The 12,610-nt window shown below is 37.5% G+C and carries 12 protein-coding genes; 4 read left to right on the top strand and 8 right to left on the bottom strand.

The window, feature by feature from the left end:
- The first annotated feature begins 79 nt into the window (after positions 1 to 79).
- The gene (gene serS, locus BAZ10_RS12080; RefSeq protein WP_078772262.1) at positions 80 to 1,345 is read left to right on the top strand and encodes a serine--tRNA ligase; all 1,266 of its coding nucleotides are present in this window, start codon (positions 80 to 82) and stop codon (positions 1,343 to 1,345) included.
- 76 nt (positions 1,346 to 1,421) lie between these two features.
- Here serS and BAZ10_RS12085 read toward each other — a convergent pair whose 3' ends face one another.
- The 8 genes from BAZ10_RS12085 to BAZ10_RS12120 all read right to left on the bottom strand — a co-directional run bounded on the left by BAZ10_RS12085 (position 1,422) and on the right by BAZ10_RS12120 (position 10,262).
- Entirely contained in the window at positions 1,422 to 2,171 is a 750-nt protein-coding gene (locus BAZ10_RS12085) for a sulfite exporter TauE/SafE family protein (RefSeq protein WP_034871737.1), read from the bottom strand.
- The gene (locus BAZ10_RS12090; protein WP_078772263.1) at positions 2,156 to 2,626 is read right to left on the bottom strand and encodes a FixH family protein; all 471 of its coding nucleotides are present in this window, start codon (positions 2,624 to 2,626) and stop codon (positions 2,156 to 2,158) included. Before BAZ10_RS12090 ends, BAZ10_RS12085 begins: the two co-directional genes overlap by 16 nt.
- Before the next feature lie 2 nt (positions 2,627 to 2,628).
- Positions 2,629 to 4,083: a cytochrome c oxidase accessory protein CcoG gene (gene ccoG, locus BAZ10_RS12095; RefSeq protein WP_078772264.1), complete on the bottom strand. Its 1,455-nt coding sequence runs from the start codon at positions 4,081 to 4,083 to the stop codon at positions 2,629 to 2,631.
- A 42-nt stretch (positions 4,084 to 4,125) separates the two neighbouring features.
- Entirely contained in the window at positions 4,126 to 5,019 is an 894-nt protein-coding gene (locus BAZ10_RS12100; RefSeq protein WP_045182959.1) for a cbb3-type cytochrome c oxidase N-terminal domain-containing protein, read from the bottom strand.
- Positions 5,020 to 5,031: 12 nt separating this feature from the next.
- Positions 5,032 to 5,229: a cbb3-type cytochrome oxidase subunit 3 gene (locus BAZ10_RS12105; RefSeq protein WP_021347422.1), complete on the bottom strand. Its 198-nt coding sequence runs from the start codon at positions 5,227 to 5,229 to the stop codon at positions 5,032 to 5,034.
- Positions 5,230 to 5,243: 14 nt separating this feature from the next.
- The gene (gene ccoN, locus BAZ10_RS12110) at positions 5,244 to 7,517 is read right to left on the bottom strand and encodes a cytochrome-c oxidase, cbb3-type subunit I (RefSeq protein ID WP_034871734.1); all 2,274 of its coding nucleotides are present in this window, start codon (positions 7,515 to 7,517) and stop codon (positions 5,244 to 5,246) included.
- 12 nt (positions 7,518 to 7,529) lie between these two features.
- Complete coding sequence (ccoS, locus tag BAZ10_RS12115; protein ID WP_317191845.1) at positions 7,530 to 7,727, bottom strand: cbb3-type cytochrome oxidase assembly protein CcoS; 198 nt, start codon at positions 7,725 to 7,727, stop codon at positions 7,530 to 7,532.
- A 147-nt stretch (positions 7,728 to 7,874) separates the two neighbouring features.
- Positions 7,875 to 10,262, bottom strand: a complete 2,388-nt coding sequence (locus BAZ10_RS12120; protein ID WP_078772265.1) for a heavy metal translocating P-type ATPase — start codon at positions 10,260 to 10,262, stop codon at positions 7,875 to 7,877.
- Between the two features lie 101 nt (positions 10,263 to 10,363).
- Between BAZ10_RS12120 and BAZ10_RS12125 the strand changes: the two genes are divergently transcribed.
- The 3 genes from BAZ10_RS12125 to BAZ10_RS12135 are packed head-to-tail and all read left to right on the top strand — an operon-like array spanning position 10,364 to position 12,604.
- Complete coding sequence (locus BAZ10_RS12125; protein ID WP_009093794.1) at positions 10,364 to 11,077, top strand: Crp/Fnr family transcriptional regulator; 714 nt, start codon at positions 10,364 to 10,366, stop codon at positions 11,075 to 11,077.
- A 27-nt stretch (positions 11,078 to 11,104) separates the two neighbouring features.
- The gene (gene panB / locus BAZ10_RS12130) at positions 11,105 to 11,920 is read left to right on the top strand and encodes a 3-methyl-2-oxobutanoate hydroxymethyltransferase (RefSeq protein WP_078772266.1); all 816 of its coding nucleotides are present in this window, start codon (positions 11,105 to 11,107) and stop codon (positions 11,918 to 11,920) included.
- Positions 11,921 to 11,923: 3 nt separating this feature from the next.
- Positions 11,924 to 12,604: an RluA family pseudouridine synthase gene (locus tag BAZ10_RS12135; protein ID WP_078772267.1), complete on the top strand. Its 681-nt coding sequence runs from the start codon at positions 11,924 to 11,926 to the stop codon at positions 12,602 to 12,604.
- The last annotated feature ends 6 nt before the right edge of the window (positions 12,605 to 12,610 follow it).

A 12,610-nucleotide genomic window follows, 5' to 3' on the forward strand; every position in this document is an offset into this window, starting at 1 on the left:
TCCGTTATAATACACACATCTTTTCAGAATTTTATAATTTACAGCATGGTTTTTTTAACTTTGCAAAACAATTCATATTATGTTACAAGTTAATTTTTTGCGTGATGAAAAAGCACGCGTTTTAGAAGGTTTACAAAAGAGAAATTTCAAGAACCCTGAATTGGTAGATTTGGCTGTGTCCACTGATGACCAACGTAAGAAAATTCAGTTTGAACTTGACTCACAACTTTCCGAAATGAACAAAATCTCGAAAGAGATTGGTGCTTTAATGAAAGAGGGCAAAAAAGAAGAAGCTGAAGCAGCGAAGCAAAAGACTACGGACATTAAAGAAAGAAGTAAAGAACTTCAGCATGAATTGAATGAGGTTGAAAAATCACTTTTGCATATCCTTTACCAGATTCCGAATATCCCTAATGAGCTTGTGAAAGCTGGGGTGTCTGAAACTGATAATGAAATTGTATTCCAGAATTGTGATGTTGAAGGTTTAGGTGAAGGAGCAATCCCACATTGGGAACTTGCAGCTAAATATAACATCATCAATTTTGAATTGGGGGTGAAGATTGCCGGAGCAGGATTTCCTGTTTATTTAGGCAAAGGAGCACGTTTACAACGTGGATTAGTACAGTACTTTCTGGATAAGAATACTGAAGCCGGATATATTGAAGTAAATCCTCCACATGTAGTAAATGAAGCTTCTGGATACGGAACTGGTCAGCTGCCTGATAAAGAAGGCCAGATGTATTACATCAATGAAGATCAGCTATACCTTATCCCTACTGCGGAAGTGCCGGTAACTAATCTTTACAGAGACGAATTATTGGAAGAAAGACAATTGCCTATTCTTCATACAGCATTTTCTCAGTGTTACAGAAGAGAAGCCGGATCTTACGGTGCGCATGTAAGAGGATTAAACAGACTGCACCAGTTTGAAAAAGTAGAAATTGTAAGACTTGAAAAGCCTGAAAATTCTTATGCAGCTTTAGACGGAATGGTAGAGCATGTAAAAGGTATTCTTGAAGATCTTGGACTTCCTTACCGTATTCTTAGACTATGCGGTGGAGATACCGGATTTGGAGCTGCAATGACATATGATTTCGAAGTATGGAGTGCTGCACAGGAGAAATGGTTAGAAGTAAGTTCAGTATCTAACTTTGAATCTTTCCAGGCTAACAGACTTAAGTGTCGTTATAAAGCGGATGGTAAGACTCAGTTGGTACATACACTAAATGGTTCTGCTATGGCATTGCCACGTATTATGGCTGCAATCTTAGAGAATAATCAGACTGCAGACGGAATTGCTATTCCGGAAAAATTAAGAGCTTATACGGGATTTGATAAAATCTAATCAGATTCAATGATATACAGAAAGCGACCCGATTAATAATCAGGTCGTTTTCTTTTTATAATTAACAAAATAAATTTTAGTGTGAATGTTCTTCGGAACTGTGTCCCGGAGTATGACAGCTAGCAGCATCTTTAGATATACCCATAGCCTCAGAAGCAGGAGAAAGATATGGAATACCTATTTCCATACCACGGAGAATAAAAAGTCCGCCAAGAATAATCATAACGATAGGAATCACTTTTAAAACTTTTATTCTTAAAGCCTGATTCATTAAATTTCCAACCAGTACGACTGCAAACATAAACGGAAAAGTTCCGAGTCCGAAAATTCCCATAAAAGCAGCTCCCTGCCATACGCCACCAGCAGCCAGTGAAGCTGTAAGTGCCATATAGACCATACCACATGGTAAAAGGCCATTCAGCAATCCTGTAGTAAAACGGGATTTGTAATCTGCTTTCTGTAATAACCGGCCCAGATTAATCTTCACTTTTAACAATGCTTTATTGATAAAAGGTATTCTGGAAGCAAAGTCCTTTCCACCGAAAGAAAATAAAGCCATAATAATAAGCATAATTCCAACGGAAATGGTAAGAACCTGTTGGAACCCGGCCATTTCAAATCCTTCACCTATTATGCCCAAAATGGCGCCTAAAATAGTATATGTAAGTATACGTCCAAACTGGTAAGTCAGATTTTGCAAATAGAAATTGGTCTGCTGCTGTTTAGTCAGCCCCATAGAAAGAGCAATAGGACCGCACATCCCGATACAGTGAAACCCGGATGCAAAACCTAATCCTATAGCTGATATGACTAATGCGAAGTCCATATAAGGTTATAATCTATCTGATATGCTTTACCGGAATTTTCTTTCCAGTTAAGTTTTAATGTATAAGATCCATCTTTTAATATACCTGCTTTAGCCGGTATAAAAATAGAATTATTACTGTCTAATTCTGTTTCCTTTTTAATATCCAGATTAGAGTCCTCAGTTCTGAACAGGAAAAACTTGAATTTTGAATTAGCATTGCTAAACTGCTTTGGAAAAGTAATTCTTATTCCATCAGTATTCTGAGTATATACAGGTTTTTCAGTTAAACCAGCAGCAGCTGTTTTAGCGTCGATTACATCCTGGTATATTAATTCGTCTTCATAGTAGTTTTCGGATACCATTTCCGAGGTCTGATAGCCTCTTGTATAGAAGAATATCATTCCAAGTATAAAAGCAATAAAGCCTGCTAATGCAAGGACCATCCCATGTCCCCAAGTGAATTTAGATTTCATAATTACAACGTCATTTTAAATGGTCCCTCGAAGTAGGTTTCATAAGAGTCGATAAGGGCTCCTTTCTGGTCATAAACTCCGATAACTATATTTTGTTTTGAAAGGTTTATCTCTTTTGAAGGGAAGGAGATATTAATTGTTCCTTTAGTAGAAACATCTCGCTTCATAATAATTTTGTTAACCCCGCCGATTACTTCAATTTCTCCATTTTGTGGCGAAATTATTTTAATAGTAACAACCTTGTCTTCGTTACTTTTATTTAGAAGGGTATAATTGTATACATTGATAGTGCGGCTGTCTTTTACATAATAAGTAGATCCAGCAGGTTTTATAAATTTGCCTTCAACTGAAGAGCGGTTAAGAATTATGAATGAAGATCCTATAACAAGTAAAAGCAGAACTGCTGCGTAAGCTTTCATTCTCGTTGTGAATTTAAATTTCTCTCCTTTCTCTATTTCATCTTCAGAAGCATAACGGATAAGTCCTTTTGGAAGGCCTACTTTGTCCATTACTTCATCACAGGCATCAATACATGCTGTACAATTGATACATTCCAACTGCTGGCCATTACGGATGTCAATACCTGTCGGGCACACAACAACACATTGTCCACAGTCGATACAGTCTCCTTTTCCTGCTGCTTTACGGTCTTCACCTTTTCTCCATTTAGAGCGGTTTTCACCACGTTTAAAATCGTAGAATACGTTGATGGTTTTTTTATCAATCAATACTCCCTGTAATCTTCCGTAAGGACAGACCAGTGTACATACCTGTTCTCTGAACCATGCAAATACAAAATAGAATGCAGCAGAAAAAAGAATCATAACAAGGAAATTATCGTAATTTTTAACGGGTCCCTCTTTCATTATTGCCAAAACCCTTTCATACCCTACAATATAAGAGAACATTAAATGGGAAATAATCAATGAGATAAGAATGAAGATACTCCACTTCAGTCCGCGTTTCCAGATTTTCTCTGTATTCCATGGCTGTGCATCAAGACGCATTTGTTTGTTTCTGTCTCCTTCTATAAGGTATTCTATTTTACGGAAAACACTTTCCATAAAAATTGTCTGAGGACATATCCAGCCGCAGAATATTCTACCGAAAACAACGGTGAATAGTGTGATAAAGATTAATCCTGTAATAGCACCTATTGTCAGAATAAAAAAGTCCTGAGGGTAAAATGGCTGTCCGAAAATAAAGAACTCACGATCAAGAATGTTGAATTTCAGAACCGGGTTACCATTTATTTTCAGGAATGGTAAAACAAAAAAGACAATTAACAGGAGTGTACTTACAATGTTTCGGTAGTTGGTGTATTTTCCCTTTGGTTTCCTAGGGAATACCCATTTCCGTTTACCGGTGTTATCCATTGTACCTACAGAATCCCGAAATGTTTCGGCTTCTACAACGTAAGCCTGTTCAAAATCTGATTTTTGTTTTTCTGTTGCCATAACTCAGTCCTATATAAAAAATAAAAAGTAATAGCTGGGCTATTACTTTCTTGGTGTTCCTTTAACCCATGGGGCGACTTCTCCTTGAGGAGCGGCTCCTCCTTGTGCTTGCGTAATCGGAGGTATCTCCTGATTAATGTGGTAAATGTATGCTGCAATTTTTTCAGCATCTTTTCCTGTAATTACACCTTCTTTAATAAAGGCTCTCATCGCAGGGTTATTAGGAGATCCGTTTTCGTCCATCCAGAAAACATTGTGGAAAACGTCTTGTTCTTTAACGTTAATCCAGTAGTCATCTGTTAAGTTAGGACCAATTCCTCCTTTACCACCTTGTCCGTGACATGAAGCACAGTTAGAGTCAAATAACTGTTGTCCTTCAGGGATATTCGCAGGGTCATATTTTGCAGTTTCTACTGTAATCTTAGGAGCTGTTTTCTCATACTCTGCAATTGCAGCTAACTGTTCTTTGTATTCTTTTTCGTATTCTGCTACCGGGTGTGCATAGTCAGTAAATGCATAAGCAGAAACATACACTACGCAGAATATACATCCGAAGTAGAATAGACCTAACCACCATTTTGGAAGCGCATTGTCTAATTCTGTAATACCATCGAAACCGTGGTCGATGATCATATCCTGCTCTTCAGCATTAGATTGCTTTTTGAATGCAGAAGCCCACAATCTTTTGTAGTATGGAGTCTTCTTGTCTTCAAGATAAGCTTTCTTCTCTTCCTCGGATAACTTTTGAAAACGATTGTTTTCTATAAGATCACCAATTCCGTTTGCTATAAATACCATGATTCCGGCAATAATAATAGTAGCCCAGAAGTATGGAGAGCCAAAGAAAGAAGTGTTTTGCACAAACATATTGTAAACAATGATTAGCAAAGCCACCACAATTACAAAGTTTACAAATACGGGCGTTCTTGGTTTCATATCGTTTTTTTCTTAATGTAGATTATTATTGATTTCGTCACCATCTTCCAATGGTGCATTTTCTCTGTCCCTGTAGTATTTTTTAGGTTTTTTAAAAACCACATATACCAATCCTATAAAGAACAATACAAATAATATAAGCGCCAGAGTCTGGTATAACCCTACATTTTCGCCGTTGCTTAGTATGTCTTTAAAGTTCTGAGGGATCATTTTAATATTATTTTTTAGTTGTTGCTTGCTGTCTGTACATCTGTAGTCTTAATGTCAGTACCTAATCTCTGAAGGTATGCGATAAGTGCTACAATTTCTCTCTTCTCTATAGGAACAAATTTGTCTCCTTTAGCAACTTTTTCTTTATCTACCTGATCTTTAACATCCGCAGCTTCAGATAAAATTTTCTTAACGATTACTTTAGCCTGGCTATCTGCCCATGCATTAGCTGAATCTATCTGTCCTTTAGTATAAGGTATATCAAATGAATTCTTCATTAATTTCATTTTGTCTACCATATGAGTACGATCCAACTCGTTTGTAATTAACCAAGGGAAACGTGGCATAATAGAACCTGGAGATGTTGATCTCGGGTTATACATGTGTTTAAAGTGCCATGAATCCGGGTTCTTATTCCCTTCTCTTTGTAAATCCGGACCAGTTCTCTTAGATCCCCAAAGGAATGGGTGATCGTATACGAATTCACCAGCTTTGGAATACTGACCATTTTTACCATCAAATCTCACAATCTCATCACGGAAAGGTCTGATCATCTGAGAGTGACAAGCGTTACATCCTTCACGGATATATAAGTCACGCCCTTCTAATTCTAACGGAGAATAAGGTTTAACCGCAGAAATTGTAGGAACGTTTTTCTTTATTGTTAATGTAGGGATAATCTCTACAGCACCACCAATAGATAGTGTAATGAATGCTCCGATAGAAAGTAGAACCGGCATTCTTTCAATCCATAAGTGAACAGGCTCACCAGCTTTTCTGTCATTACCAATTTTGGCTAATGCAGGAGCTTCTGCAGGAACTTCTTTTTGGAAAGAACCTTGTCTAACAGTTTTGAAGATATTCACTACCATTAGGATTGCACCTGTTAAATACAGGGAACCTCCAAGGAATCTTAATTTGTAGTAAGGAATAATCGCTGTTACAGTATCCAACCAGTTTTTGTACATCAAAGTACCATCCGGGTTAAATTGCTTCCACATCAAACCTTGTGTGAAACCAGAGATATACATTGGTACTGCATAGAAGATAACTCCTAATGTACCTAACCAGAAATGCCAGTTAGCTAATTTTATTGACCAAAGTTTAGTTCTCCATAAGATTGGAACCATGAAGTAAATAACCCCAAATGCCATAAAGCCATTCCATCCTAGTGCACCTAAGTGTACGTGACCAATTACCCAATCGGTAAAGTGACCAATTTTATTTAATGTTTTTGTTGCTAATAATGGTCCTTCGAAAGTTGCCATACCATAACATGTAACAGCTACCACGAAGAATTTAAGTACCGGATTCTCTCTTACTTTATCCCAAGCTCCTCTTAGTGTTAGTAATCCATTTAGCATACCTCCCCAAGACGGTGCGATAAGCATAATAGAGAAACCTGTTGCTAAAGCCTGAGCCCAACCTGGTAAAGCTGTATACTGAAGGTGGTGAGGACCAGCCCAAAGGTATACGAAGATTAGAGACCAGAAGTGAATAATAGATAATTTATAAGAGAATACTGGTCTGTCAGCAGCTTTCGGCATAAAGTAATACATCATACCTAATACTGGTGTTGTCAGTACAAATGCTACTGCATTATGACCATACCACCATTGTACGATAGCATCTTTTACCCCTGAATATACTGAATATGACTTCCAGAAATCTAATGGAACTTCTAAGTTGTTTACGATGTGAAGTAAAGCTACCCCAATCCATGTTGCAAGATAGAACCAAATGGCTACATATAAGTGTCTTACTCTTCTCTTAGCAATTGTACCAAACATATTAAGACCGAACACTACCCATGAAATAAGGATAAGTATATCTACAGGCCATTCGTGCTCAGCATATTCTTTTGAAGTGTTGAAGCCCATTGCAAAAGTAACCCAGCTTACAACAATCATAATCTGCCAAGTCCAGAAGTGTACCCATGAAAGTGTATCACTGTACATTCTGGTTTTCAGTAGCCTTTGCATACTGTAGTATGCGGCACAGAAAAATGAATTACATACAAAAGCCCAGATAACAGTATTGGTGTGCATCATTCTGATTCTACCAAAACCAAGTGCTCCTTGTGTATTAATTAGTCCCTGAATATTTCCGCTTTTCAAACTCTGAATCGTTGTATCATCTGTACCGAAAAGGAATTCCGGTAATTCAGGGTAGAAAAGCATCAGAGCTGCTGTAAGCCCTAATATAAATCCTGCTATACCAAATACAATCGTTGCGTACAAGAATGCACGGACGATATTATTGTCATAACTAAACTTTTGTGTCTCCATTTTATAAAATCGCTATTTTTTATCTATTTTTTCGTCTTCTTCTATCTCGTCCTCTGGTTGTTTTTTCTCCTGATCTTTCTCCTTCTGGATCTCAGAATCAAAAAGCATTCTTACAGCAGGGGATTCGTCGTCTTCAAACTGCCCGTTTTTGGCTCCTATAATAAAAATAATTAAGAAGATAACAGCCAACGAAACGCTGCATATAATCATTAAATATAGAATGTCCATAAGTTGTGCAAATATATGAAACAATTGCTTCTGCAAATTTACATATTATCTATGAGATTAGTCATTGAACGTTAAAAAGCGTTAATTTAAAACGTTTCTAAATAACAAAAGCGTATATTGGACTTTTGACTATACTCTGCGTGACCTGAAATATTTTAGAGATGTAAGCCATGTTGTTGCAGACGTAAAGATGACTACGCTAATAGAGCTCGCAGGCATAAGGATGGCAGCTACAAGAGGCGACATTTTTCCTATTACAGCAAGCGTGAGGCCTACAACATTGTAAAGTAGACTTATAATGAATGTTGCTTTTACAATGTGGATTGCATCCTTCGAGAGACGGAAGAAATCCGGCAGGAAGCCAAGCATATCACCATTCATAATAATGTCGGATGACGGAGTGAACGAGTTGCTGTCATCTGCAATGGCAATACCTACATTACTTTGTTTTAGTGCACCGGCATCATTCAGGCCGTCACCAACCATTGCAACCTTTTTATGCTGGTTTTGCAACGACTGGATATATTCCAGCTTTTGTTCAGGGGACTGATTAAAGTGAAGGTCATTGATACTGCAGATCTGCTCCAGATTAGCTCTTTCTGATTCATTGTCACCGCTCAGGATGTGTTTCTCGTATCCTGGCAGATCAGTAAATAGTTCTTTAAGACCTGTTCTGTATTCGTTCTTGAAAATATATTTACCTAAAATAGCACCGTCTTTAGAGATGTAAACAGCAGTTTCTATCGTGTCTGAAGTTGTTCCTGTGAATTTTGCAGAACCTATTTTATACAAGTGGCTGCGAACTTTTGCTTCATAACCTTTTCCTGATATTTCAACAAAGTCTTCTGTCGGATAATAAGGATCCTGAATATCCAGAAAATCGTACAGGGATTTAGACAGTGGATGATTAGAATTCTTAAGAAGAGTCTTGATATTTTCCTTATCAAAAATACTTAGTTCAATGCCTTCAAAATTAATATTTGCTCTTTTGTTATAGGTAATTGTACCTGTTTTGTCAAAAACCAGAGTATTGATTTTTGCCATCTTTTCTACTGTTAATGCGTCCTTTACATACATTTTGTGACGTCCCATGATACGCATGATGTGCCCCATAGTAAACGGAGCAGAAAGTGCCAATGCGCAGGGACATGCTACGATAAGGATGGCACAGGTAACCTGAAACATCTTTTGCATATCTACAGTAGACCAGTAGATTCCGGCAAAAAGAGTGACTGCTAATATGATAATAGTAAAGTACTTGCTAATTGCATTGGTAAGTGTATCTAATCCGGTTTCATGCTTTTTGAAAGCTTCCTTGTTCCACAGTTGAGTAAGGTAACTCTGGTCAACATTTTTAATAACCTCCAGTTCCAGAACAGAACCCTTTTGTTTTCCTCCTGCAAATATTTTATCTCCTGGTTTTTTACTAATAGTAGCCGCTTCACCAGTGATAAAACTGTTGTCGATATTACCCTCACCATTGATAAGGATTGCATCAACAGGTATAATTTCTTCGTTTCTTACCAAAATTCGGTCACCTATATTGATTTCGGAAAGAAGGATGTTTTTCTGTTCTCCACCAAAATCAACTTTTGTAACTGCTATCGGATAGAAGGATTTATAATCTCTGTCGTAGGACAATGCATTATATGTTCTCTGCTGGAAGATTTTTCCGGACAGCATAAAGAATAAAAGCCCACAAAGGGTATCGAAATATCCCGGTCCGTAATTCGAGAAAATCTCATAACAACTTCTGAAGTATAGAACAAGAATACCAATAACAATAGGAATGTCTATCGTAATTCTTTTATTTTTCAGTCCGTACCATGCCGATTTGTAGTAATCGGAAGCGGAGAATATAACAACTGCCGTTGCCATCATAAACATTAACCAACGGAAAAGGGGTGTGTAGTGCTCTAACCATACATCGTCACGTCCAAACCATTTGGACCAATATTCAGGAAGGGAAAAGAACATACCATTACCAAATGCAAATCCGGCAATAGCAACTTTAATTACTAAGCTTTTGTCAACTTTTTCAGTCTTTCTTTCAGCAGTTTCAAGATTGATTACTGGTTTGTAACCAAGATTAGAAAGGAACTGAGCTAGTTCACTTAATTTTAATTCTTCATGATTAAAGGATATCTGTACCGTTTTCTTAGTGAAATTCACTGTAGAATAATGTATAGAGCTATTTAATGTCTGTAAGCTTTCCAGTAACCATATACATGAAGAACAATGGATTACCGGAATTTTGAAGGTTACTAAAGAAGTGGCGCCTTCAGAAAAATCTACAAGACGGTCGAAAACTTCTTTTGTGTCCAGATGGTCAAAAGGAGCTGTATCATCACTAGGTCTTATCCCGGCTTTCTTATTCAAATCATAAAAACCGGTAAGATTATTCATATTGAGGATCTCATATACAGACTTACATCCGTTGCAGCAGAATGTTTTTTCGTCAAAGCTTATGATCTCTTTGTCAATGTCCTGTCCACAATGGAAACAGCTTTCCTTCATTTTATTATAGCTTTAGCATGCAAAATTATGACAAAAACTTTTGAGGAGCAGTTTAATTACGCTAAATTTGTCTGATTATTATCATATTAGCTTTCAAAAAGATGCCAGATTCTAAATTTCAACAGATTGAGACAGCTTTTTTAAAAACTTTCAATGAAAAATCTTTCAAAGAAAATCTTTCTAAAGAAGATTTTGAAAGATATCTTAAAGGTAAAGAAGTTCTAAGTCTTAAAAAAGGAGATACTATTTTTGACGAAGGAGATTTTCCACAAGGTGTCTATTTTATTGACAGAGGGACAGTTAAGCTTTCCAAATCAGGTTTTTTCAAAAAAGAACAAATTCTAAGGTTTTGCGTAGAAGGAGATTTAGTGGGATATCGTTCCCTTCTTTGTGATGAGCCGTTCGGAGCAACAGCTGAAGCAATGGAAGATGCTGAGATTACTTTCCTTCCTGCCGAGACCTTCAATCATCTTTTAGAAGCAGACCCAAAACTTTCTTATGCTATGCTGCAGAAGATAGCTTACGAACTGGGTGAGGCATCTAAAACAATTACTTTCTTGGCACAGAAAACAGTGCGCGAAAGACTTGCGGAAGTATTATTGTTATTAGAACAAAAGCTTGGAACCGATCCTGAAGGTTTTATCAAAATATCATTAACAAGAGAGGAAATTGCCAACCTTGTAGGGACAGCAACAGAAAGTGCTATCCGGTTAATTTCCGAGTTCAAACAGGATGAACTTATCAGTGTAGACGGAAGAAATATAAGAATTCTGAATCACGATAAATTAAAAAAGCTGGGACACGTATCTATTTAGTCCCATTCAACCTTAGCACAAACAAATATGTCAGTACACAGCGAAATTAAAAGGGTGACAACTGAGTCATTCCGTAAAATGAAGTTTGACAACGAGAAAATCACCATGCTTACAGCATATGATTTTTCTATTGCAAAAATGGTAGATGCAGGTGGTGTAGATGCTGTATTGGTGGGCGACTCTGCATCTAATGTAATGGCCGGACACGAAACTACTTTGCCAATTACACTGGACCAGATGATCTATCATGCACAGAGTGTAGTACGTGGTGTAACCCGTGCGCTGGTTATTGTAGATCTTCCTTTTGGTACTTACCAATCTGATCCACAAAAGGCACTGGATTCTGCTGTAAGAATCATGAAGGAATCCGGAGCGCATGCTATAAAACTGGAAGGTGGTGCTGAAGTAGCCGAATCTATCAAAAGAATTGTTAATGCTGGTATCCCGGTAATAGGACATTTGGGGCTTACGCCACAATCTATTTATCAGTTCGGAACTTATAAAGTAAGAGCGAAGGAAGAAGCTGAAGCTCAGAAATTGATTAGCGATGCTAAACTATTGGAAGAATTAGGATGTTTTTCTGTTGTATTGGAAAAAATTCCGGCTTCTCTGGCAAAGCAGGTAACCGAAAGTATAAACATCCCGACAATTGGTATTGGTGCAGGACCTGACTGCGATGGGCAGGTGTTGGTTTTCCATGACATGGTAGGAATGAATAAAGGTTTTAGTCCTAAATTCTTAAGAAGATATCTTGATCTTTTTGATGAAGTGGCTGGTGCTGTAGGGCAATATGTGAAAGATGTGAAATCTCAGGATTTCCCTAATCAGCAGGAAAGTTATTAATACATGACAGAATCTCAGATCGTTTATGAGGATAATCATCTTTTGGTGATTAACAAACAGGTAGGGCAATTGGTGCAGGGAGATAAGACTGGAGATAAATCCCTTCTGGACGAAATTAAAGATTTTATAAAAATAAGAGACCATAAACCCGGAAATGTTTTTCTGGGTTTAGTGCATCGTATAGACAGACCAACTTCTGGTCTTGTTATTTATGCCAAAACCAGCAAAGCCTTGTCGAGGCTGACGCAGATGGTGAAGAACCGTGAAATTGAAAAGACGTATTGGGCGATCGTACCTAAAGAAATGGTTCCTTTGGAGCAGAAGTTGGTACATTACCTTCGTAAAAATGAAAAAAATAATAAAGCCACAGTTTTTGAAAAAGTAACTGAAGGAGCAAAAGAAGCACGCCTGCATTATAAAGTAATCAGGACTTTGGATAATTATTATCTTTTAGAAATCGACCTGGAAACAGGAAGGCATCATCAGATCAGAGCTCAGTTGGCTAAAATTGGGATTCCGATAAAAGGCGATCTGAAATACGGAGCTCCAAGGTCTAATCCCGATGGTGGAATTCATTTACATGCCAGAAAGCTTAGCTTTACTCATCCGGTAACAAAAGAAGCGATTGAAATCATTGCACCAACCAACCCTCAGGATAAAATCTGGCAAGCCTGCGAAAAATAATTTTTT

This window comes from Elizabethkingia occulta, assembly GCF_002023715.1.
Lineage (GTDB): Bacteria > Bacteroidota > Bacteroidia > Flavobacteriales > Weeksellaceae > Elizabethkingia > Elizabethkingia occulta.